Genomic DNA, 24577 nt, shown 5'->3' on the forward strand with positions numbered 1-24577 from the left:
GGGGATTCCGGCATCGTGACCAGCGATTCCGGAAAAACGTCCAAAATCGGTCACGATAAAACGGAATGAGCGGTCACGATCAACCGGAACAGGCGGTCACGTTCAAACGGAATGGGCGGTCACGATGGGCCGGAATATGCAGCACTGCGGCAAGCCTTACCGGCCCGGTTGTTTCGGAGCTATGGACTGCCGGAACTGGCAGTGCGGTAACGGGTTGAGTCAAGTCACTGAATCGCCGTGGTACGTGATCCGTATGCCCGGTGATGTGGGAGGAGGGGCATCGTGAGGTGCCTCCCTATCCCGATTATAGATGACGTTCGTCTTGACGTACGTACCCAAAAGCGTACACTTGGTGAAAAGTTGAACACGCAAGAGGTGCGTCATGACCGGAATCACAGCAACTGAGGCGCGCAGCAACCTATATCGGTTGATCGACGAGACCGCCGAGTCCCACCAACCAATCGTCATCATGGGTAAGCGGAACAAAGCCGTCCTGGTTTCCGAGGAAGACTGGTCTGCAATTCAGGAAACGCTTTACCTGCTCTCCGTGCCTGGTATGCGGGAGTCTATTCGTGAGGGGATGGATACCCCCGAGGATGAATGCGATGAGGAGCTGGACTGGTGACATGGAAGTTGGTTTACACCAAGCAAGCCCAGAAAGATGCAAAAAAGCTGGCCTTCAGCGGTCTCAAACCAAAAGCCCAGGAAGTGTTGGCGCTTATAGCAGAAGATCCATACCGCAAGCCCCCTCCGCTTGAGAAGCTCATAGGTGATCTTTCGGGAGCCTATTCACGCCGAATCAATATTCAGCACCGTCTGGTCTACCAAGTGCTAGAGGACGAGCAAGTGGTGAAAGTCCTCAGGCTCTGGAGCCACTACGAATAATCCATAGCCAGCCGCTGTCGCCGGACAATTTTTCCACTGCTTCCCGTTATGTATAAAAACGGCCTGTTCTTCAAGGAACTCAATAGGGTTTTCAAGCCATGAAATTCTCGAAGTCTAGCGAGTCTGATCGTCAGGAAATCGAGGTCCTGTTTACCCGGACATTCTCTGATTCGGAAGGTGAGTCCGAGGAAAAGCTGATTGGCCATCTGGTGCATGAGTTGATGAACGGGACCGAAACCGATGACATGTTCGGGTTCATCGCTACCGAGCAAGGGCAGATAGTCGGGTGTATCTTTTTCACGAGATTGTCGTTCGGTTCCCGCGTAAACGCTTTTATGTTGTCACCGGTAGCCGTTGATACGGACCATCAGGGGAAAGGCGTTGGTCAAAAACTGATTAATTTTGGCATTGAGCACTTGCGTGAACGGGGTGTCGAACTCATTTTCACCTATGGTGATCCGAACTACTATTCAAAAGCGGGTTTCGAACACGTACCTCAAGAGGTTGCGGAAGCGCCATTTAAATTAACCCATCCAGAGGGGTGGCTGGGGCAGTCGTTGGATGGCGGCAGTATTAAACTCCCACTGGGGCAGGCGTGTTGCGTTGAGGCATTCAACGATCCTCAGTATTGGTAAATCCAGGAGGCTCTCCGCCTCGGAAAGCCCCCTTGAACTGTTCTGGCCTTTATCAGTAGGCACCCTCGCTGTATATCAACTCATAGCTGTGGCTATAGATCTCTAAAATGTTGCCAAACGGGTCTTCCATATAGATCATCCGGTAGGGCTTCTCGCCGGGATAATAGTAGCGCGGCTTCTCCATGCGTTTTTTCCCGCCAGCAGCCAAAATACGGTCAGCCAATTCCTCGACGTTCGGGTCTTGCACACAAAAGTGAAAGATGCCGGTTTTCCAGTACTCGAAATTGTCTTCCGGGTTGGTCTGGTTTTTAAATTGAAAAAGCTCCACACCGATTCTGTCGCCCGTCGATAAATGAGCAATACGGAAGCTTCCCCAGCCGGCACCGAAAACATCGGTGCACATCTCCCCAATGGCGCTTTCGTCCTCTTCGATCTCGGTTGGTTCCATAATCAAATACCAACCCATAACCTCTGTGTAGAACTTCACGGCTTGCTCAAGGTCCGGCACGGATATGCCGATGTGCGAGAAATTTCTTGGGTACACGTTGCTCATTGCCTGTCCTCCTTTAGTGAGACTGAGAGCAGGTTACATGCTGGTGTTTATCAGTTAAAATTATCATTTATTCTTTAAAAGATTACGAAAAGTAATGATAAATACCACCTGGTTACGCTCGTTTTGCACGCTGGTTGAAGTGGGACATTTCACCCGCACAGCCGAACGTCTCCACATGACACAATCGGGGGTAAGTCAGCATGTGCGTAAGCTTGAGGAGCAGCTTGGTACGGAATTGCTCGTCAGACAGGGGAAACAATTTTCGCTTTCGGGTGCCGGCGAAAAGCTTTATGCCGAGGCGCAGGACATTCTCCTGGCGTTGTCGAATCTTGAGCAAACAGTTGGTGAGGACCCGCCCTATGAGGGAACTGTGCGGCTTATGTCTCCGGGAAGTGTGGGGCTGAAGCTGTATCCTCATTTGTTGTCGCTGCAGAGCAAGCACCCGAAGCTCATTATTGATTACCGGTTTGCGCCGAATCCTGATGTGGAAAAGGCAATCGCCGAATCCACTGTTGATATCGGATTCATGACGGCAAAATCTACCCTGGCGGAAGTGAGTTGTACGCCCATCGCGCAAGAATCACTGCTGTTGGTAACACCTGCTACGGTCGAAGAACCGGATTGGGAGACGTTGATGACCCTCGGGTTTATCGACCACCCTGATGGAAGTCATCACGCCGGCTTGCTTCTTGGTGCCAATTACACCGAGTTTCAGCACAGTAGCCTGTTTCCCAGAAAGGGGTTCTCGAACCAGATCGGTTTGATCCTGGAGCCGGTCAGCCTGGGGCTGGGCTTTGCTGTTTTACCAGCACATGCCGTTGAGGCCTTTGAAAAGTCTGAGGGCATCAAAGCTCATCGTCTCTCTCACCCGGTCAGCGAAACGTTGTATCTCAGCGTTCCCCGGAATCGATCACTTCAGGCGAGAATGAATACTGTGATAGCTGAGGCCAAGCGGTGGCTGAATGGTTGAGGCAGGTTTTGAATGACTCTGCGCAGTCACCAGATTTTCACATTATTTTGGAAGGCGCATGCCTGATTTGACGTACCTGCGACCTTTCTTGACCAACGCCGAAGCGGGTATTCCGGGGCCTTGAAAGCCCGTTAATCATGATCCGATACTCATGATATGTATGATTAATCGGCTCATTTGATTAAAATTTATCCAATTTTTTTGCACCCTCCTTCACCCTGCCTATACTCCCTTATGTCATAGCTTGAATTCATGACGCTGTTTGCTGTTTCCGGGGCCTATGGCCTGAATCTACGCAACAGGGTTTTGATGCTGCAGTCCGGCTACCACGGGAAAGAAGGATGTTTTTCCTGCCGGTCTCGAAACCTGCGCAAGGCATTCGCTGCGAGGGATCGCTATGGCAAATTTCGCCCGCTTTATCACCGTCGACTTCTCCCAATTCGATTGGCTAAACCGCATCGATGCTGATGTTCTGCTTGATGTCGGTGACCTGTCACCAGACCTGCTGACTGTTCCCGGTAAAGACGCCCAGCGTGTGCTTTCGGAAGTGGTTCGACTGGTTCTCGATTTGCCGCGAAAAAGCACACCCCTGGTTGTCTGGACCAAAGGCGACAGCGAGTTGCTCATCCACAGTGACCAAACCCGTATTCAATTCTCCAGCGGCGTTATCACGGTAACGGTGAGCGCGGAATGCGAAGAGCATGGAAAGCTCAGTATTCCGGTACCGATTGGCGTTGGCACCAAACAGTCGCCAAGCGGCCTTGTTATGTCCACGTTCGAAGACCTCGAGGGCCCGGAAGAACTTATATTGGCCTGGCGGGACGCGATTCAGGCGTTCGCCTGGGAGTCCGTGCTGGAAGTCGCTTCCGTGTTCTGCGCCGAGGTTGGCAACGACAAGCGTGGTTTGCCGCTGGTTCCTGGCGCGATCGCCGCTGCTCCGAACAAAATGCTGGTGCAACCTGTTGCCCGGTTTTCACTGATGCCGGGAGTCTGACATGGGTGCTGACCAGAATCTGGACGTTTTTGGCACACTGGCGGAAGCAGTTGGCCTGACCCGAGACGGTGAACTACAGGGTGACTGGTTCCAGGACCCGTTAGGCAATCCCAACGGTAGCAAGCGCGGCCTCAGTTCGATGATGTACCTCGACGAGCAGCGAGAGGCATTGATCGCTTTTGTTGATGACGTGCTGGGAGCACCGGACAGGGAAGAGCAAGGGGGCGCTATCTGGGTCCCGCTTTTCAGCGACTCCGGTGCGACTGTTTTCGTAGTGGTGGAGGAGGCCGACAACGGCGCCAGAGTCGGATTTGGCATCGAATACGACAGCGCTAGCTCAGTGCCCGCAATCTCTGTAAGTGCCTATGTTCCGGTATTCCAGTTCGAACGGGAAGGCGCTGGAGCGCTGGACATTTCCGGGGCGCAACCCGATTGGCTGGTGTTGGGTCGGGACGACGCGCACATCGAATTAGCCATCAAAGTCATTATTTCCAACGATGCCCCTGCGCCAGGGGACCTATACATTGGCGCCGTATCCGTGGGTGTGGACGTTCCAACCAGCCCCTCTGATGATCTGGAATTCAGTCTCGGTTTTGAACGGCTTCAGCTCCCTGGCACCAATGCGCCCAGGGATTTTGAGCTCACCGTGGATAACATTAACGAGCTGAGCTCCGATTTTCTGGAATTCATGACGGGCCTGATTCAGGCCCAGGCCGAGGCGCTCGATACCACCAATGCGGCGACCGCTCCGTTTGCGGCGCTCACCGGTTTGGCGGGATTAAGATCTGTTCCGAATATTCCACCATTTCCGCTGGAGTCACTGATTACAAATGGCGTGTCTGCGCTGACCGGCTGGATTGAATCCATCCTTTCTTCCGCACCCGCTCGCAATGCCTGGCTCGGCCAGTGGGCCACGCTGCTCGGCGGTACTGTCAATTCTGGCCGAAGCGCCATTGAGTTCAGTGACGGATCATTGGCCGGAGCCGTTGGTTTACGTGTGGCGTCGTCAGCTGCCGGGGGATTGATCATCACGCCCTGGCTGGAAGGTTCGCTCAGACCTCAGGCCGGGGCGGAAGTGAAGGCGCAGGTGGACCTGCTTACGCTGGCAACCCTGGATGGCAGTATCAAAGCCGTGCCGAATTTGTCGCTTCTTGCTGTATTCGGGCAGGTAGCGGGCATGGGGTCGCCACTGCTTGCGGGCGACCCGGCAATTGGGTCAATCAAAACCGGTATTACTCTGACCGGCGGAAAACCGGCTTTTGCATTGACGGCTCACAACGTCACGCTCGGCGGCACCAATCATGAGCTATTGGATCTGTCGTCTCCCGATGCCGCGCTGGACGCCGCCGAGAGCCTGGTCGACGGTGCTTTGGTTTCTGCATTGGCCACTCTGGGTCGCCCCGGCGAGATCTGTTCCCAACTGCTGGGGCTTGATCCGCCCACCGGTATCTCCGGCCCTTCGGCGATCGAACTCCTGACCGACCCTCTGGGTAAAACGGCCGCCTACTGGAATTCACTCGTTGCCTCGCCGGCAGCCATGGCGGTTGTTTTAACGTCAACCCAGGAACTCATCACCGGTAACTCAACCAGTGTTTCGGGCGCCGGGACGGCAGCGGATCCCTGGAGCATTGATCTGGACCCTGTAGCGCTTGAGGTTTCGATCGACGGTGATTGGATCAATTTTGATTTGGAAGCTCGCCTCGAAAACACTGTTCTGGACGACAAGCGATCAGACGTTTTTGTCAGCGCAAGGTTGTTGCGGCTGAATTTTTCGGCGCCGAGTGCGGAGTTCCTGAGCCGAATTAACGCTGGCACCCGGCTGCGGGAAGCCGATGGATCTGATCTCAGGCTGGATATGGGGCAGGTTGATGTCTCGGCCCGGTCGATCGGTGCCTCGGTGGTTTGGGGGGCTTCAACGGGCTTTGCCGTGCGTGTGGATGCGCCAGACCTGTCAGTCGAAGTTGAAGCCGTCGATGCATCCGACAGTTCAACCATCGAAGTTCCGTTGCCGCTGCCTGAGTTCAGCAGCGATGGCACGGTCCGCTTTAGCGCGGATTGGGGGGGCATCGAAAACTCGGTGGCCGCGTTGCTTCGGCGACTGGGCTCGCCGATTATCACCGCGCTTACGGACCTGATTGGCTGGAACGGCGAGGGAGCTCGTCTATCCATTGAGCAGCTTTTGAGCGACCCGGAAGCTGCTCTGAAATCCTGGATGGGTGATCTGGTACTGAATTGCAGCAATGTTCGGGTGGCGATGAGCCCGCTCTCATACCTTTTCAGCGGCTTCCGCCAGTGGGCACCGCTGGGCAATGGCAATGAACGCACGCCGTATCGAGCCGCCATTGCCGCAGACTCCAGGGCGCCGGGCGTTGCGGTGTGGCTGGACCCTGGCTGCGACATCCACCGCGGGCGGTATCAACCTCCAGCTGGCAATTTCGATTCCAGCGAGCCGACGGAGTTGGCCTCCATTGCAGAAGCGATTCGGACGGCAGGTACGGAGCTTCCGGAGCTCGCCGATCTGATGACGGGCCGGAACCGCCTGGACGAGGGGTTTCAGGCGTTAATTGATCGCTTCACCGGTACCGACGGCCTGATCGGCCGCCCAGCCTCGCTGCCAACCGGTGTGAATGGCATCGACATTGGAGGCTTGAGCTATCGTGAACTGGTGGCATTCGGTGCCATCAACCTGTTGCCGCAGGAAGCCTTCGGAAGCGCACCTGACTCTGTGGTTTACGTGGGCTGTGAGGACCTCTGGAGTACCTGTTTCGGAAGCGACAGCCTGGATGTTCGGGGAGAGGTCAGCGGACCCGGCGTTCCGGCGTCCGCCAACGGACACTGGTCCATCTGCCTGCCGAATCCAACAACAGCCGCGGCAGCGAGACCTGATCGTGGTGCCATAGACGAGCAATGCCAGCGCCTGATCGAGGTGTTGCAGGATCGGGCCACGCCCATAACGGTTGTTGCCTTCGGTTCCGCCGGGGCGGCTGCCATCAAGGCGGCAAGTACGATCACTTCGATTGATCGGGTGGTAACGGTAGGCGCGCCCTGGGCGCCGGTTTCCCTGAATGGCTTGTTGTCGGGGTTGAGCGGCGACGCGTTGCGGCTCCTCTTGCAGCTCCAGCGACCAGAGCCCGAGACGATTAACGAAGAGGAGATTGCCGGAGAATCCAACGCCCTCTTGCAGTTTGGCTATGTTCTTGAGCGGGCGTCCCGGGCCGCCGGTTTAACACCCGACAGCCTTGATGAGCTTTTGCGGGCGGACCAGCAAGCGATCCGGTCCGGCCTTCCGGTAGACGCGGTATTCGGCGCCCTTGACGCCGAAGCCCTGGAAGCCGGTCTTGCTGCAACCGTTGCCGGTGCCATTGCCTACCGCCACGAAACCTATGAGCCTCCGGCAACGCCACCAACCAAACTGCACGCCGGTGTGGATCTGCCAGTTATTGATGCCAATCTCGGCGGCGTCTTCCTCGGGGCGGGGGCCATCCTGGAACTGGCGACCTGCGATCGAGGCCCCGGTGGCGATGGCTTTGAGGTGCAAACAGATAGGCAGGTCATCGTGGATCTGCATTTCGGCGTTCAGGATGGTTGGCTTGTTGGTGGCCCGGGCGCCGGCCAGAACGACATTGAGGTGCGCTGGGTATCTGCCCGGTTGTACCTGCCCTTGGCCGGTAGCACGCGGGTATCTGGCGCCCGGATAGTTCTGCACGAGGCCAACTGCTTCGGGGTGCGGCGGGACCAGTGGGTGATTGAAAGCGGGGCTGGTGTAGCCTCGCCGAGCTTGCCCACGTCTGAGGTTCATTTGATTCTGGCCGAAGTTGTGGGGCGCTTGGCTGCGGCATCTCCGGATCTCAGCCAACTGCTTGCCGACATCGGGCTGGTTGCCGGAGGTGGTTATGATCCGGAAGGTTTTGATCAGCTTATTCTGGATACCAGTGCCGCAATCAACGCGGCGGTAGATGCATCTCCGGCCAACCTTGCCGGCGCACTAAGGGCGCTTGGCGGATTTGGTGGCGCAGGCGCCGAGATATCCTGGGCACTCGATGCGGCAACCATTGCCGTCGATCTGAACTCCCGCGCCTTTGCTCTGGACGTAAACCATGTGGCGGCAGACCTTGTTCCACTGGGCCTGACGCTATTTGCTTCGGCATCCTCGGCCTCCATCTCCGGCTCCATCGGCGCAATCGAGCCGGATGTGGGTGGTCTTCGGCTTGTAGCCAGTGCAGCAACGGGTGGAGTTTCACCCGCCCTGACTATTGCCTGGCAAACTCCTGGTTCATTGTCCGCGACGTCAATCAATCTTCTGTCATCGCTAAGCACTTCCGAGCAGGCCGCCCTGGCGAAACTGGGAGCGGGGTTCATCCCGTCAACGCTTCTGGCGGGATTGGTTGATCACCTCCGCGAAACCGCTTCTGACGATGCGAGGGTCGCCATTGAGGTGATAATGGATGGCCTGGATTTGCTGGCGCCGCCTTCTGAACTGCCCTCACGCAGGGTGTTGCTGCCCTGGGCGTTGTTTATGGACCCGGTGGGTTGGCTGAAGACAGGCGCTGCACCCTGGAAGGCCGACCCGTTTGGCCAGGCGATTCAGGCGTTCGATGCGCTCGGCCAGTTGTTGATACCCGGCTTCACCGGAGGCGGATTCGATTTCAGTAATGAGGTGTCCGTAACCTACGGGGTGGCCTCAGAACGACTGAATGTAGCCGTCGCCATCGAAACAAGTCATTCATTGGGCGCGACTCCGGTCATCATCAGCCTGGGCGGCGGCCTGTCCATAGCCACCAACGGCTCGATTAGCACCCTCGTTTCCAGTTCGGCGACCTTTGATGGGAAGGGCGTTGCTATCTCCCTATCGCCAGACATTCGCATCGACCTCTTGCGGGCTGCCCCTGCAGCGCCCATGCAGATTTACCCTTCGGGACCGGGCCTGGGATCACTTCTGGCGACTGGAGCAGGTATGGCCATCCCGGTCGCGCTTAACGCATTGATTGCCGAAAGGGCCAACCCGACGCCGTCGCTGCAAAAAAATGTGGCTACGGCAGTGTTTGAGTTGGGTAGCGCATTGGATCTTCTGGAATCCAATCAGTTTGCCGACGCCAGAATTCAGACCTTTGCCGCAGACCCCGCCGGGGTACTTTTATCCCGCCTGCCCAATCTGGTTGTTACCGCAATTTCGCAGTTGGCCAATGCTCTCGACCCTGCGGGTACTGTCGTTTCGACATCGACGCCTGCGACGGGAATCTGTCGACTGTCACTGGGTAGCACGGATCCTGTGGAGATCACTCTGGATGCCAGCCCCACGGGCCCTGCCATTGAACTGGCCGCGGCTCTTTCGATAGCGGATGTCGGAACGGTCGGATTCGACCGGGTGCGACTCAGCGCGAGCGGCGTTGCCGTTGCTGTTTCCTATGTGGCAAGCGGATTCGACGTTGGCAATGGTTTGATTCTTCGCCCTGTAGCGAAAATTGAAGCCGGCGTGTCCGGCGCCGGTTTCTCCCGAATGGCCGCCCTTGGTCTCGTCACCGATGGTGCGGGTGACCAGTCCGTTCAGTTCCGGTGGGCTTTGAATCAGACGCCGCCGCGGGTGGTTGTTGTTGAAGAGTCGCCGTCCGGTGAAACAGAAGACAGCGAGCCCGCAGCTGTGGCCCTGGCGCTCCTGTCCCAGGCTGTTTCCATGGCAGCGGGTGTCACCTTGGAAGCACTTGGTACATTGGGAGCGGATGCGGTTGATGCCCTGCAGGATGTCCTGTTCACCGGTGGCACACCAACTCTTGATCCCACTTTGTTTGACGACATCGTCGACCCGGAAGCATTGTTGAAGCGCCTGTTCCAGCTCGGCTTCAACCTGGCCGACCACAACCTGAAAATTACCATTGATGGCAAAGTGGATGTCGGCTTCACCCGCAACGGCGATCTTGCAGGCATCTTCGTGTCTTTGCCCCCGGGCGAGCGTATTTCGCTCGGCGGCAGCGACCCGACGGTGGATCTCGAAGTGGTCGCCAACTGGGTGACGTCGCCCGGAATCGCGCCGGGTTTGTCGATCTTGCTCGTTGAAAAGGTCGGCAGCGATTTTCAACTGAATGCGGGTTTCTCCATCGCTGGTCTGGGCGTTCGCGTTGGCAAAAATGCAGGGCCTTTGCTGAACCTGGGTATTATGAGTATCGACGCCATCGGCGTTCATTTATACGGCGAGGCGGTGCCGGCAGGGTTAGGTGGCGGCGTTCAGGTTCAGCTTGATGGGCTGGCCATCGTGCCCTCGGCGGCTGGCGGCGACAATGCGGTTGCCAATAACATCATGAGCGACGCCGGAAACGATGCGTCGCCCTCGGCCCGTCCTGCCTTCAGCCCGGCGTTGGCGATTCAGAAGAACCCGGGCGGCGACCTTGGCATTTCATTGCGGGCAGGGGATCCGCCTGGCCCCTGGTGGCTGGCGATCCAGAGACAGTTAGGCCCGCTTTATCTCGAGCAATTCGGTTTTGATGTCACCGAAGTTGATGGGTCCGTTACCGGGATTTCGCTGCTGTTCGATGCGCGCGTCTCACTGTTCGGGCTAACGGCATCGGTTGAGGAGCTTGGCCTGCACTGGCTCGGTGGGGACGTTTTCGAGTTGACCAACTGGGCGGTCGATTTGAAAGGCCTGGGTGTTTCCGGGGACTTCAGTGGTCTGTCTATCGCTGGTGGTCTTCTGAAAACAGACCTGGAGGGACAGATCGGCTACGTCGGAATGCTGATGGGTCGCTTCGGGGTGTATGGACTCTCCTTGTTCGGCGGATACAGCGACGACAAAGGGCTGCCTTCGTTCTTTGTATTCGGTGCCATTCAAGGCCCCATTGGTGGTCCTCCCGCCTTCTTCCTGACTGGTATTGGGGGCGGTCTGGGTATCAAACGGGGGCTACGCGTTCCGGATGACCTGTCAAAGTTTGGCGAATACCCCTTCATCAAGGCTCTGGATCCCGCGGCGAGCGTGTCCTCCGATCCATTGGAGGAGTTGCGAAAGCTTGCCGAATACTTCCCTCCGGAGCCGGGTAACTTCTGGTTTGCCGCCGGCATCAGTTTTACCAGCTTTTCTCTGGTGGACGGTGTCGCGGTGTTGTCGGTTTCCGTGGGCAACGGGTTGGAACTCAATCTCTTTGGTCTGGCTCGAATGGCTTTGCCCAGGCCCCAGGCCGCACTGGTATCCATTGAGCTGGGGTTGCTAGCCCGGTTCTCGTCCTCGGAGGGGCTGTTCCTGATTCAGGCGCAGCTTACCGACAATAGCTGGCTGTTGTACCCCGAAGTCCGACTGACGGGGGGCTTTGCTTTTGCTACCTGGTGGCTCGGCCCCAATGCGGGCCAGTTTGTTCTGACCTTGGGTGGCTATCATCCCAGCTTTCAGCGTGACGGGTATCCGATTGTTGCCAGGTTGGGCCTGCAATGGCGGGTGTCCAACGCCATTGTGATCAAGGGTGGCTCTTACTTTGCCCTCACATCAGAAGCCTTGATGGCAGGGGTGGAAGTGGAGGTCAGTGCCGACTTTGGCTTCGCCTGGGCCCGCATAGCCTTTGGTGCGAATGCCATTGTCTATTTCGATCCGTTCTACTTCATGGCGGACGCCTACGCCCGCATTTCCGCCGGTGTGAAGATAAAAACCTTCCTGGGTACCATTCGAATCAGCATCAGTCTTGGTGCTCGCATTGAGGTCGAGGGGCCTGATTTCCGGGGCAAGGCGACCATCGAAGTAGGTCCTTGCGACATCAAGGTGAAGTTCGGCAGTTCCCGCGAGATTCGCGGCATATTCGTGGGTTGGGATGAGTTCGTACCCAAGTATCTGGAAGAAACCTCGCCGGGCCGGGCGCGGACGCTCTCGGGGGCAGCGGGTAAGGGGGCATTGCCCGCGTCCACGGAGGGTGAAACCTCGGCACCCTCCAGTGACGGTAGTTATGAGCGGCCCTTCGAAGTCTTCGCAGAGTTCGAAGTGTCGGTTGTCGCAACCGGCCCGGTCACCCGGTTTGACTTCAACAACCCGGCCATCGACAAGGACATTACGCCCAAATTGCCGAGTGGCGCCGCGGTAGCGATGGGGCTGAGCCCAATGAACGCCGCCGGGTTGAAGGGTGAGTTGGAAATTCGCCTTGAGCGCAGGGTTGGAAACACATGGACGGATCGCACCTCGGACCTGCGCCCCTTGGTGGAGGGCATGAAGGACGAAAAGACTGCCGAGGAAGGTCCTACCTATGGCCTGGAAGCCTTCCCGATCGGTGTTTGGGGGCCGCCAGAAGATCCCGAGCAACCCTCCAGTCCCATTCCGAAAGGCGACGTTATTTTCGCTGGCAGCCGGTTAAAGATGGTTGCCGAGGCGGACATGAGTTCGCAAACCGGCCCGGAAATCGATTACTACCGGGTTGAAGCAGGCCGGCGCCCACTTCCGTTGTCTGCCGCCGGTACGTTGCGGGCCGACAACCTGAACCGGGCCACCGCTTTGGGAGTTGTTGCCGAGAGCGCGAGCATTGATGAAGCCTTTATTGAAGCCCGGAAGTATCTGTTTGCGGACGGCACCGGCGCGTTACCCGAGGGGCTTCTGGCCACAGGGCAGCGCAGTGCCAAAGCGCAGGCTATCTACGAGAGCTCCCGCACCGCGCCACCCATGTTTGGCACACTGATGGATGGCCTGGAGGCGTCGAATGCCAGCAACGGTTCGACCGCCTTCATGTCTCTGGATGAGAGCCCCCGGGTCATCAAACCAACGAAGCCGTTCGTGACCGGATTCATGAGCAACGGGGCGGGCGTAGCCTTGCGGGATGCGACCACAACCGTTGCGGATAAACGCATCAAGCGCCGTCCGGCACCGTCCACCGAATCCGTTCGCGGCCGACTGGGCCGCAGTCTGCCGATCAAACTAAACACAACCCATGCTCCGTCCAGCTTCAACGATCTGACGGTCGTTGTTCGTGGCTCTGTACCTCGCACCAGCGTTACCAGCGCCAGCCAGACGTATCTCGGCGGCCGGGTTGGCTCGGGTGCGGGGGCCGCCTATGTGAAGGGCCTCGGAACAGGAGCTGGACCGGTCCCCCAGGCGCCCGGTAGCAAACTGCGCCCGGGAGATATAGTCACCATGCGATCTCCGGATGCCGCAATTGATGGGGAAGATACCCGGCCTGAACTCAAGATCACCGGCGCGGCACGAGTGGTCATGTTATTGGGCAATGGTGCTGTGGTTGCCGATGAGCAGGTTCAGGATCGTCAGATCGCCGTTCCGAAACACACTGCGACAATTGCCGTGCAGGCCAGTGGTGGAGGCGATGGTCGCGCCACTGGTCTGAGAATTGTGGGCTGGCACGATCAATCCAGACTGGTTCGCCTGACCGGTCGATCAGCGCTGGGGGCCGGATGCGTTCTGTCGCTGAACGGCACAGCCGGAAGAGCCTCCGTGGGGTGGCATCTGGCCCAGAATGTGGTGCGTGGTGCGGCTGCCGTGTCTACCCGGTTTGATCACACGGTTACCTGTGTTGGTGTGATTCTGAAAGCCGGTGAGGGTCGGTCTGCCAGTGATGTGGAAATAGAGCTGCACGGTGCACGGCACCTCAGGCAGCCGGTTCAGCCGGTGGTTGTTCAGGCAGGGGCGCGCTCGGTGCTGCTGTTTGAAATCAATTCCCTTGCCGGTTATTCCGGTGTTTCCGTTCGGGCCCTGCAGGGCGGCGCCCGTGAAATTGCGGGAATGATTGGGGCGGTCGCCTCGGCTGAGGCGATGGCCGAATTGATTGCGGAAAAGGGATTGCCCGCAACGGTTTCAAGGCTGCGCGCCGTTGGCGGCAGCAACTGTGAAATCGAATGGGTGCCGGCACAGGACGATTAACGCCGGGCAGATCCACGCAGAGACCGGCGAAAGAGGATAGCAAGAAGGAAGCAAGCGATGCCTGTTGGTGAAGGAAAATTCAAGCTCTACGCCAAACTGAATCCGCCTCTTGAGGCGGGACTGTGGCGTATAAGGGCCAACCAGAAATTCTCAGCGCAAACGCCGGAGGCCAGTCTGGATGCCAGTGCGCTGAAGGTGGACGAGGAGAATATTCACCTCAGGATTCGGTCGCCGCGCTACATCCTGCCGCCTGATCAGATTCTGTCGACCTATCCACCGGCCAATTCCTTTGGTAGCTATGGCAGCCGCCTGCCACAGGTGGTCATCAAAAGGCGGACTCTGCCCTGGGAGCGCCGCCTTGACGGTGCACCCGCCAATACACCCTGGTTGGCACTTGTGCTCATCGCCGAAGGGGAAGCCAGGCTGGAAACCAGCGTTGATGTCGCGAATTGTGTAACCGCGGGTGTTGAACTCGATGGATTAAAAGAAGTCGCCAAGGGCAACTGTCTGGCCATCAGAAAATCAATCATCGATAAGGTTTTTCCCACCAAAAACGACGTTGACCTGCTGGCTCATGCCCGGGAAGTGGACATCCACGATACCGAACTGATGATGGGGGATGATGACGGGTTTCTTGCCGTTGTCATCAGCAACCGTCTGCCTGTGCCGGGCAAGGACGAAGACGGCAATGATGCCCCGGTGAAGTATCTGGCCTGCCTGGTGAATCTTGAGGGCCAATACGATGTGCTGTTGGACCGGTCCCCGGATCCGGTGCCGTCGTTCGTTACACCTTTCATGGTCAAGAGTACCGTTCACCAGAGTATGGCCAGTTACGACGACCATCAGGTGATGGGCACGGCTCTGGCTCCACGAGCTGCGGGAATCAATGCCGGCGACCTTCAGAATCTGACTCAGCCGGTGCCTCTGGCGCCGGGCGTCAAAGGCTCCCGGTCGACACAATTCAAGTCCGGCGCTGCGGCAACGGCCGGCGCGGTCCCATATTCCGGCTCCGGTACCTGGGCCATCAAAAAGTCCAAAGGCTCCACTTCGGCAGACATTGCTCTCAATATGGCCGAGCCCTTTCGGGTGATTCAAACCTTCGAGGCCCTGCCTTTGGACCCCGAATATCGGTTCCCGGTTTTACTGCACTGGAGTTTCACCACGACCGGCGACACCACCTTCCGATCATTGATGGAAAACCTGGACTCCCGCCTGCTTGGCGATGTTGGGCCAGGTCAGAAATCCGTGAGTGGCCGCCTGCCTCTGGAGGTTGCCGAAAGTGGGCATGTCGGTCTGGGCCACCAAACCCGTGAGGGTGACAAGGTACGGTCCTGGTACAGAGGACCGCTGGTGCCGCATCCCACCCGAAATTCCAGTGCTGATCGACTGAAACTGGCACATAGTTCAGATCAGCTCCGAGTGGTTATACCGGATGGCCGAGAAGATCTGTCACTGGCCACTGCCTTTGAAACGGGCCGTCTTCTCACACTGTCTCAACCGTCAATCATCGCTTCGTTGATGCGGTGGCGACAAAACGACTATCACGCTGCCCGACTGAAGTCCCTGCTCATAAAAAACAGAACTCTCTGGGAGGAGGTGCTCGGGGCAAGCATTGATCAAATCGACATCCGCCATCTGGGCCGGCTTTCAGGGCGTTTCTTTGCCGATGCTGTTGTGAGAACCCCTGAAAAGTTTCTGGGAAATCCAATGCCCCAAGTCGGACCGGGACGGCCTCTGGAATTCAATGGTCAGCCCACCACCGTGCTTGCTCGGGGGTTGGGGCTGCCGCCGGCCTTATTCGTCGGCGACCTGAACAAAGTTTTCGAGGGTTTGCGGGGTGTCCAAGTGCCCAAAGAAGACCTGCTTACACGTGAACTGGGCAAAGTCGATTTGCGGGACACCCTGGAGGCGGATCTGGACCGGCAGCGTGTCGATCTGGTGTCCAGCACGCTGTCGAATGAACTGATCAACGAACACCTGACCGGCCCTGCATTTCCGGTCACAGATCGCCTGATCAGAGAGGGCTTGAATGACAATCTGGATGTGATCCTGCGGGACCGCCCCAGAGATTTCACGGATGAGGACGAGTCATGATCAACAAAAACCAGGACATCCTCGAAAACCTCGGCCAGGAGCTGGAAAAAACCGCACGGGCTCCGCTCAGCGAATTCAGGATTGACCAAAACACCGCGATGCCCGCGGAGCTGAGGAACTGGTTAGTCAGCTTGCGGCTGCTCAACGGGGTTCCATTTGCCAATCTGGTGGCGGACTCCGAACTACTCCCGCAAGAATCGATTCGCTGGTTTTACATGGATCGGCGTTGGACGGATGCGTTGGTCCAGGGCGCGCTCAGCGTTGGCACGGTGAATAGTGACGACCGCATCCAACTGGATGCCCAATACAACGCCATCCGCGCCGAACTGGATACCGAAGAGCGCAACGTACGTCGTCGCACGCTCGCCCCACGTCTGACTGGGCAAACGGGTCCCATTACCGGATTTCTGCTTCGCTCCGCCGCCGTATCCGGGTGGCCGGGCATGCATGTTCGGGCTTTTGATGTAGACCCGGAGGAGGGCGACGAAGCCCGGTTCGAAGAGGACGATCCCCGACGAATCCGGCTGCTGCGTCTGGAAAGGTTGGCCCCCGCCGTTTTGCTCTGCCTGTTTGATGGTGTTCCCAAAGTTGTTCACCTGGAGGAACCGCGCCAGGGCGTCCAGTTTGGCTTCAAACACGAGGATAACGGTAACCAACGCTCAGCAACGCTGACTCCCCGCAGGAAGAGCGACTTCAGCTACCTCGACGTGGAGGACATAGATGTGCCGTTTCGCGTGGGGTCATCCGGTGTTGTTGATATTCGGCGGCTATCCGCGGCTCTGGCTGAGCATGATGAAACCGGCGCGGGCGATGGTCTGGATAGCGCGGAGTACGCCTTGCAGTTAATTCGATTCCCATGGCGGCAGGTGTTTGGGGAGGTTCAGGTTCCACCGATATCTGCCATGTTCCGGGCGACCGTGGCTTATGAGCCCATGGTTAACGCCACATTCAAGCTGTGAGGGGGCGCTATGTTCAAACACCTGTTGAAGAAAAAGACCCTCACGAAAGCGGTCTATGACGAACGATGGGCCTGGCTGGTTCGAGCGGATACTGACCTGGCCGCCGTCAATACCTGGGACCCGGATTTGCGGCGGAACAAACGCATCCTGGTTCCCATCGATGTTCAGGCCTATGTTGCAAAAGAATCCAACCCGGAGCCGTTGGTGTCCGTGACCGGTGGGCCTGGCGACCCTGCGCCTTTTGCTGAAGGGCAGGTGCCGGAAAATGGTGTTCACCTGCACTGGGCACTTCCCGATGCGCTCCTGAGGGGGGGCGAATCAGCTGCAGGCGGCGAGCTGGAAATGACAGAGCTTCCCAACCACTGGGTTGTGGTGCGAGCGCTTTTCCCCGTCGGGATTAAACGGCCCATGATAAGAGGCTGGGTGATCGATGCAAAAACCGCGAGCATTCGGCCTCTGGGCTCCTTTAACGGATCGAATTTCGGTACCTCGGAACAGCCTACCTATGAACCTCTGGACGGGACCGTAGGCGGATCGCCCCTCTGGACCGCGTCTTATCATGCCAGTGCCAATCGTTTCGCTTTCCATGATGCCCTGGAAGATCTGCCAGAACTTCGAAAGACCGCGAAAGACGGTTTTGAGAAAGATGCCGGTACCTACACCGTTGCGGGCTGGTATACGGACATGGACAAAGATCCGCTGGCGGTGGTTAGCAAAAAAGACTTGCTGGATGTGATGGCCGACCTTGGATGGTATCTGGATCCGGAAGCCGAGCCGCCCAGCAACGAACCGGATCTGGCCGTGTTGGAACGTCTGTTATCGAAAGGGGAGATGAAGCAGCCAGCTGAGGCAACTCCAACCAGTTTTGTGGCAAAAGGCCGCGTTGAATCTTTCACATACGCCGACATGACTCCGGAAATGGGCCTGCCGGTTGATAAAGCCTCCAAGTTGTTTATTGCCCAGAAATCTCCCACCTTCATGTCGCTTTTTCACGGCATGATTTCAGGCGTCCCCATCGGAGAGAACATGCCTGTCATTGACGAGCGACCATCCTCAGAGGCGCTGTCGGTCGCGGCCGGGTTTGATACGGATGATCTGGTTACCGCGCTCGGCGCAGATGCCATTGGCGATAGCGTTTCCCAGAGGCGTGCCGCTGAAATGCTGGCCGCTGCCTTCACCAGCGATTTGATGGACCGTATGGGCACTCAGGACGGCCTGCGGGATATTGCCGAGCGAGAGCACGACGACATGTTCAGCTCTCGTCCGGGCAAACCCTTGCCTGCAGCCAAACTCGATCATCTGCGCGTTGAGGACTCCGCGTCGGTTAACGCAACTTCGGTCGGGCGAAAAGGGCGAGCCAGGATGAGCAAGGAGAGCACCGCCGAACGGGTGTCGCCGCTGCCTCGTTGGCGTGACAAAGTTGTCTTCAGCGAGGAAATGCAAGCGCCCAAAGCTCCACCAATCGAGCTCAAATCCGATGCGATTCGGGGTGCGCTCAAAGACCGGCGCACCGTTGAACGACCCGCACCCCGTCTTTTCATGCCCCAGCCCCCGTCGCTGGCCATAAAAGGTGCCAAGCCAAGCCTGCGCCATCATTATGACGGGCTCCACGATGATAATGGCCGTTTACGGTGCCGTTACCCCAATGAGGCGGTGAAAGGCATCAAAGGCGTGGTCAAGGCGAAAGACCTGGTGCCCACGCTGGGATCGGGCGCAATCCCGCCCGAAGTGTTGACCATCGTACGTGAAGCTCTGGTTCTGAATCCCTACTGCAGCCGCTGGCTGGCCAACGCTGCCACCGACAAGGACGAGGTTCGCCCGAAGTATCAGAGCCGCATTGAAGGAGAGATGCTCCGGCTCTACTCCGCAGATGGTCGCTACGACGGCAGCGGGGCGTACACCTTGTCTGGCAGCCTTGCGGATCCGCAAGCGCCGGGAAAGGAAACCTGGCAGCAATTCTCTTTCCGGGAGACGTCCCTGAAAAAGCAAATCACGGCTGAGCTGGCTGTTGCCTCTTACCTTGAGGGGCTGAGCCCGAGCCCACTGGGGGTTACCGCCTGGCGACAGCCCTGGGTGCCGCTTTGGCTGGAATGGCGGATTGAATTGGAGGGCTCGACTTCTTTGACTGATTGGGAGCTCGATGAACTGGAGATGGTTCGAAAAACCGACGCCAATGATGTCCAGATGGTTGAGATTACCGGGCGTAGCCCGCTGCATCGGGGCCTGGGGACGGCTCTTCAGGCAGGTATCAGTCGCTGGATTGCGGCGGAGCAGGAGAGGGACGCCACCGGCGATACGCTGACGGCATCGCAGGAAAACACATTGAATACCCTGGCGGATTTCATCAAACCCCAGGATCTGGCGTCGGCCTCTTTGGATGGTGTCAGGGAACAACTCCTGGGTCTGAACTATCTGGGCGGGTTCTTCTCCACGCCTGGCGCCGATGACCGACCGGAGGTTATTGCCGATCCTTTGACCTTGTTCGGGGGAACCATCTCCTTTAAGGCGCTTCGATTGGTTGATGCATTTGGCCGTGTCCTTGATGTGCCTACCACGGACATTCAAACCACCACACCCCTGGAAATTCCAGATGATACCTCTGCCATGAAGATGCCACTGCGCATCCAGGGGGGCGGGCGCTGGCTTTTTCGGTTGGTCGATCCGGCCTACCAGGGCGACCCGGCACTGGCTCCTGAAGCCTTTGTGAATCAATTGGAGCCAACCCTGGCGGTTAACCCTGTTGCCGGCTTTCTGTTACCTGACCACATTGATGAATCTCTCGAAGCTTTCGATAAGAGGGGTAATCCATTGGGCCAGATCAGTCATCATGAGCTGACCGGAGCGGTCCGCTGGGAGCCAGCTCCGGGGAGGCCCTTGCCCCCGGGCGCTGGGCCTATGGCCGATCTGCCGCCCGATGCAACGCCCGTGGGCAATCTTGTTTCCGGGGTGATCAGAACGGATGTGCAGCATCGGAAGGGGGAGCTACCGACTACCGAAAGCTCTCTGGCAGGTTTACTGAGGGCAATCGACACCACACTCTGGACAGTGGATACCTTCAGTACCTTGGGGTCATCATCTATTGCCGGCCTGGTGGGGCGTCCCATCGCTGTGGTCAAGGCGACACTGAGATTGGATGTGCCCGACGATCTTGACGATGTGCGAGTGGATTCAATTGAAACGGCGAATACCCGCAAGGCCGCGTTCGAGGCGCTCCGGGATCAGGCGTTTCCGGTACGGCTGGGCGATCTCCAGCGCAGCGACGATTCACTGCTCGGATATTTTATTGATGACAACTACGACCAGTTCCATCTCGTCGACAAGTCCATCGGTGCGCTGGCTCGGGAGAGCGGTCGTCGGCGAGGGCAGTTGGGTTTGCTGGGCAAGGTTCATGTTCCGGATGTCCAGCCACTGGACCATCCTTATCTGGTTGACGAGGATCTTTTCTACGTCCGGCCCGGTACCTGCCATACGCTGACGATGTTGATGCTGCCTGCTGGCAAGGTACACCTTACCTCCGGCGTTCTGCCGAGGAAGTCATTGGCTCTTAATGACGCCTGGATCAATGATGGCCTTAAGCGGGTTATCCCCTCTGTTCGGGTAGGTCCGGTGCTTGTTGATCCTGAAGAGATTCGGTTACCCAAGGTCAATCTTCTGGGCGAGAAGCAACAGTTCACCCGTCGGACCGGCCCCTTGACCTGGCGAGACGACCCCATCGTTGCCGCGACGCAGTCAGCACTTCTGCCAAGAACGCCTCACGAATTCCAGGAGGGCTGGATTCGGATCATTGAGGAGGATCAGTCATGAGTGATGTACCGGTTGATCCTACTCTCGCTCAGGAACGAGCGCTTGCACGGCGCCGCAAGAGGAAAGCCGAGAAGCGAAAAAACGCGGTCGCGAGGGATAGCTTCTTAACATCAATTTCGGGTTCACCCGACAAACAGGCGTTGGCGGCCTCCATGAAGGCGTTAATGGAGCGCGAGGGTATTGGTCCATTCGGCGAACCTCCGGCCCGAACGTCTGCCCGTTCTTCGGCTGGCCTGGGGCCCGCCCCCATGGCGTTTCCCGCCAACAATACCAATCGGTGGGTGCCGATCGGGCCCTCGGTGGTTCGTCAGGGGCAGGCTGAGGGTAGGCCGCGAGTGTCTGGCCGGGTTCGTGATCTGGCCGTAAGCCCTGATGGCCAACGCGCCTACGCAGGCACGGCCAAAGGTGGCGTCTGGTATACCGGCGACGGTGGCGCTACCTGGGAACCCCTGGGGGGCTGGGCCAACGAGCCCAGGCGGTTCGGTGGCAACACCAGCGCATTCGCCTGTGGGTGTTTACTGGTGAACTTCGGTGCCAACGCCGGTGCTGATTTTGTGATGGTGGGTACCGGTGAATTCGACGCGATGCAGGGTGTTGATGGCGCTGATGCAATTCGCGGGGTTGGCATTCTCGCCGCATCAGGACCCGCCGCCGGTGCGGTCAGTTCGGACCCCTGGGAAACTGCGACGGGCATTGCCGCTCTGGAGGGCGTGTCGATAACACGCATGGTACGCGTTCCCGGCTCCGCACCCGGAGCTGCCGGAGATCGTGTGATCGCAGCCACTTCAGGTGGTCGGGATCTTGGCTGGAACATCCAGGGCGGCGGACTTTATCTGGGCACTCGATCCATGGTTGGCGGTAACCTCTCGTTTACCTGGTCAGCCCTGCCGTTGCCTGCCCCCGCGCCATCGCCGCCCGCAAACGGGGCCGCCATGGCCCCGGTCAATCGTGCGCCGACCGATTTGTGTTATGTCGGAAATCGTCTGTTTGTGTGTTTTCGAAGCTCAGGCATTGCGTTCTCAGACGATCACGGCAACACCTTCAACTGGATTACGCAGAACTTTCTTCCGGCACCGACTGTCCCGGCCACGGGAAGGTTGGATGGAAGAATGAGCATGGCGGTGAATGATGACAACACCGCTTTGTATATTCTCGGTGAGGTGACCACTAATCCCGCCGGTGGGAATCCTGTGCCCCATATCTGGCAAATAGCAAATCCGGGTGATGCTGCGCCCATTGCCAACCCATTGAATAACATTCCATCCGCCGCCAATCTCTGGCCCGGGCAGCGTGACTATGATCAGGCCATCGTCGTTACGACCCGGAATACGGCTCTGGTTCCACCGCCGGTACGGACAGACCGGGTCTATATCGGCGGGTCGCTCATTCAGGTCAATAACTGGAACGCGTCCATTTGGGCTTTCGACGTGAATGGCAACAACCTCGTACCGTCTCCGGGCGTTTCCGATCAGCCAGTCGGCACGAACTCAGGAGCCACACAGCCTGGTCTGATCGGCGATGCAGTTCACCCGGACGTTCATTCTCTCAGGAAAGCCACCAATGCAGATGGATCCCGGCAAATCTGGGTGGGTTGCGATGGCGGCGTGTTCGTTTCCCTGCGCGATGGCCAAACCAATACCTTCAGCAGCCGAAACGTGGGTCTTGCGTCCATCGAATCTATCTTCAGTGCCAGTCATCCCACCTCCAGCCATTTTTCGATGCTCGGTTGTCAGGACAATGGCCGACAGGTCCGGGTGGGAAGCACCGTCTGGGAGATGAAGACGTCGATGCAGGGCGACGGTGGTGGGGTAACGTTTCACCCGGTTCAGTCCCACTACGTGATGGGGCAATTTGCCAATGCGGATTGGGCCTGTGACCCGGCGGGCCGATACCGAGCGCCGTGTAATCTGATCAACAACGATCCGGAGTCCAATGCCAGTAACTTCTATTCGGGTATCGATACTGTTCGACGTGCGGCAGGGAACCTGGGAAGGGTAGCGCTGGGGACCAACAGGGTTTGGGTGACCGACAATCTGGGTACCAGCAACCCGAACACGTGGAGAGTATTACCCATAACCGCCGCTGGCACCTTTGTGCAGTGGCGGGATGGCCGTCCGGGCAACCGAACCCCGAGCACTGCAGCCAACATGGCCTTTGGGGTACCGCCAGCAGGTTTTGGGCCGGTGGTCACGGTGAAATGGGTCGATGAGCGCACCCTGTTGGCCTTATTTAATCAGGGGGTTATCCGTTACAGCGAGGATCCCGGTAATGCGGGGCGTTGGACGTCAACCGCGTTGATCGGCCCGGGCGTTGCGGCGCCGGCTGCGCCACTGGTAACACCGCAGGCTACGTTTTTCACAGATATTGCTCCAGTTCCGGGAACCAGCGATTTCTATCTCGTGACAACCGGCCAGACCAATACCTGGACACCGGCGGTTCCAGCTACGCCAACATCCGCAGCGGTGGCGGCCGTTTCGCCAACCGCTGCTGCAGACTCCTGTTTTTATTACGATGACGCTGCTGGCGGTTGTCGGCTGACAGGCCTGGGTCAGGCCCTGCCACCCATGCCCCCTCTCGCAACCAGTCCGATCGACCCGGCGTATTCGGTTACGGTTGACCCGGCGAATCCCAATACCGTGTACGTTGGAACTTCGACTGCGGTGTGGACGGCAACCAGAATTGCGGGTAACGCCCACGGACCGTGGCAGCTGTTCGTGAACGGTCTGCCGGAAGCGGTCGTGCAGGACCTTCACATCTGGCAAGATCCGTCCGGCGCGGGCACGTCACCCCGGTTGATGAGGGCCACCTTGCAGTCCCGGGGCGTTTGGGAGGTCAATCTCGCTGCAGCTGAGCCCGCCCGAACCTATGTGCGCGTGCACCCGAGGGATGACCGTCGCATGTTCCCGACCCCCATGCAAAATCCGCATCTTCGTCCCGGGGCAGCGGCAGAGCCTTTCTTCTCAAGTCCGGATATCGTCGTGCGGCCCGAGGCCCCAGTAGGGACAACGCCATCGTTCCGGGGAACCAACATCTGGAACGGAAACCTGCGCTACCAACTCTGGACGTTCCAGACCGCCTTCCGGTGGATTTACCCCAGCGTCATCCCAAATGGTGAGTGGAGTGATCAAATGGGTGATCTCGTTGAGCGCCACCGCCGCTTGAGAGGCATCGCAAACCCGGGCGCAAGACGAATAGATGCAGCCTTGTGGGCTGACGTCATGGCCAACGCACTTGACGAGAACGGCTCGCCGGGTGTTTACAGGGCACCCTGGCAAAACGCAGCCGTACCAGCGTTACCCGGTTCGGAGATTGACCTGATGGAAACAGTGGTACCCCGGCGAGTCAGGAACTCAGTCTGGCAGGTATACCGCGAGCGAAGCACCGTTGATGTGTTGCTGCACCATCGAGACACCCGGCCGGTGGCAGCAAACGGAGCGTTTGTGGTGCTGTTATGGCGTTCCGGAGCCTCTCAAAACACATTGCTGGGAACCGATTGCACAAACCTCGTGCCCTTTGTCCGCAGCCTGACCGGCGGAGCGCCGCAGCCAACACCTCCGGGATGGAACGTGGCGCTGGCGGCTGACGGCACGCCATTGAACCGTTTGTCGGTTGACCTGGCTGCTCGAATGCCACGAGCCGTGTCAATCAACGTGGACCTTTCCGGCGTTTCGACCGGTCATCGGATACTGCTCCTGGCTGTTGTCGGCTCAACAAACGATGTCTTTTCGGCAGTACCAACGGGTCCGGTTACCTCCGTGGAAAATCTGGTGCGCAACTGGCCCCATGCTGCGGCCCGGGTTGTCAGCGTCTGGCCTCGACCCGGCAATCAACTTTTCCCTTAAGCAAGGACGCAC

General features: G+C 58.3%; 11 protein-coding genes. 10 read left to right on the forward strand and 1 reads right to left on the reverse strand.

What is annotated here, in order from left to right:
- The first annotated feature begins 382 nt into the window (after positions 1-382).
- From AC13E3_RS04800 to AC13E3_RS04810, 3 genes are all read left to right on the forward strand, one after another.
- Positions 383-625: a type II toxin-antitoxin system Phd/YefM family antitoxin gene (locus AC13E3_RS04800; RefSeq protein WP_008172109.1), complete on the forward strand. Its 243-nt coding sequence runs from the start codon at positions 383-385 to the stop codon at positions 623-625.
- Positions 622-885 (forward strand): Txe/YoeB family addiction module toxin, encoded by a 264-nt coding sequence (locus tag AC13E3_RS04805; RefSeq protein ID WP_008172108.1) that lies wholly within the window; start codon positions 622-624, stop codon positions 883-885. Before AC13E3_RS04800 ends, AC13E3_RS04805 begins: the two co-directional genes overlap by 4 nt.
- 98 nt (positions 886-983) lie before the next feature.
- Positions 984-1520, forward strand: a complete 537-nt coding sequence (locus AC13E3_RS04810) for a GNAT family N-acetyltransferase (protein ID WP_008172106.1) — start codon at positions 984-986, stop codon at positions 1518-1520.
- Positions 1521-1572: 52 nt separating this feature from the next.
- Here the strand turns inward: AC13E3_RS04810 and AC13E3_RS04815 are convergent, their stop codons facing one another.
- The gene (locus tag AC13E3_RS04815; protein WP_008172104.1) at positions 1573-2073 is read right to left on the reverse strand and encodes a lactoylglutathione lyase family protein; all 501 of its coding nucleotides are present in this window, start codon (positions 2071-2073) and stop codon (positions 1573-1575) included.
- A 94-nt stretch (positions 2074-2167) separates the two neighbouring features.
- Between AC13E3_RS04815 and AC13E3_RS04820 the strand changes: the two genes are divergently transcribed.
- The 7 genes from AC13E3_RS04820 (at position 2168) to AC13E3_RS04850 (ending at position 24565) form a co-directional block, all read left to right on the forward strand.
- Positions 2168-3043 (forward strand): LysR family transcriptional regulator, encoded by an 876-nt coding sequence (locus AC13E3_RS04820; protein ID WP_039881921.1) that lies wholly within the window; start codon positions 2168-2170, stop codon positions 3041-3043.
- A 397-nt stretch (positions 3044-3440) separates the two neighbouring features.
- Positions 3441-4037, forward strand: a complete 597-nt coding sequence (locus tag AC13E3_RS04825) for a hypothetical protein (RefSeq protein ID WP_273071005.1) — start codon at positions 3441-3443, stop codon at positions 4035-4037.
- Position 4038: 1 nt separating this feature from the next.
- Positions 4039-13866: a DUF6603 domain-containing protein gene (locus AC13E3_RS04830; protein WP_482901779.1), complete on the forward strand. Its 9828-nt coding sequence runs from the start codon at positions 4039-4041 to the stop codon at positions 13864-13866.
- A 57-nt stretch (positions 13867-13923) separates the two neighbouring features.
- A complete protein-coding gene (locus tag AC13E3_RS04835) occupies positions 13924-15960 on the forward strand; it encodes a hypothetical protein (RefSeq protein WP_405419192.1) in 2037 nt (678 codons plus the stop codon).
- Positions 15957-16919 (forward strand): hypothetical protein, encoded by a 963-nt coding sequence (locus tag AC13E3_RS04840; RefSeq protein WP_039881919.1) that lies wholly within the window; start codon positions 15957-15959, stop codon positions 16917-16919. The genes AC13E3_RS04835 and AC13E3_RS04840 overlap by 4 nt, the downstream gene beginning before the upstream one ends.
- A gap of 9 nt (positions 16920-16928) precedes the next feature.
- The gene (locus AC13E3_RS04845; RefSeq protein WP_482901780.1) at positions 16929-20723 is read left to right on the forward strand and encodes a hypothetical protein; all 3795 of its coding nucleotides are present in this window, start codon (positions 16929-16931) and stop codon (positions 20721-20723) included.
- Positions 20720-24565: a hypothetical protein gene (locus tag AC13E3_RS04850; protein WP_405419201.1), complete on the forward strand. Its 3846-nt coding sequence runs from the start codon at positions 20720-20722 to the stop codon at positions 24563-24565. The genes AC13E3_RS04845 and AC13E3_RS04850 overlap by 4 nt, the downstream gene beginning before the upstream one ends.
- The last annotated feature ends 12 nt before the right edge of the window (positions 24566-24577 follow it).

This window comes from Marinobacter sp. L-80 (assembly GCF_056859395.1).

Bases quoted from the DNA above. Each gene is read 5' to 3' on its own strand.
- AC13E3_RS04800 (WP_008172109.1), top strand. From the start codon at position 383: ATGACCGGAATCACAGCAACTGAGGCGCGCAGCAACCTATATCGGTTG.
- AC13E3_RS04810 (WP_008172106.1), top strand. From the start codon at position 984: ATGAAATTCTCGAAGTCTAGCGAGTCTGATCGTCAGGAAATCGAGGTC.
- AC13E3_RS04815 (WP_008172104.1), bottom strand. From the start codon at position 2,073: ATGAGCAACGTGTACCCAAGAAATTTCTCGCACATCGGCATATCCGTG.
- AC13E3_RS04820 (WP_039881921.1), top strand. From the start codon at position 2,168: ATGATAAATACCACCTGGTTACGCTCGTTTTGCACGCTGGTTGAAGTG.
- AC13E3_RS04825 (WP_273071005.1), top strand. From the start codon at position 3,441: ATGGCAAATTTCGCCCGCTTTATCACCGTCGACTTCTCCCAATTCGAT.
- AC13E3_RS04830 (WP_482901779.1), top strand. From the start codon at position 4,039: ATGGGTGCTGACCAGAATCTGGACGTTTTTGGCACACTGGCGGAAGCA.
- AC13E3_RS04835 (WP_405419192.1), top strand. From the start codon at position 13,924: ATGCCTGTTGGTGAAGGAAAATTCAAGCTCTACGCCAAACTGAATCCG.
- AC13E3_RS04840 (WP_039881919.1), top strand. From the start codon at position 15,957: ATGATCAACAAAAACCAGGACATCCTCGAAAACCTCGGCCAGGAGCTG.
- AC13E3_RS04845 (WP_482901780.1), top strand. From the start codon at position 16,929: ATGTTCAAACACCTGTTGAAGAAAAAGACCCTCACGAAAGCGGTCTAT.
- AC13E3_RS04850 (WP_405419201.1), top strand. From the start codon at position 20,720: ATGAGTGATGTACCGGTTGATCCTACTCTCGCTCAGGAACGAGCGCTT.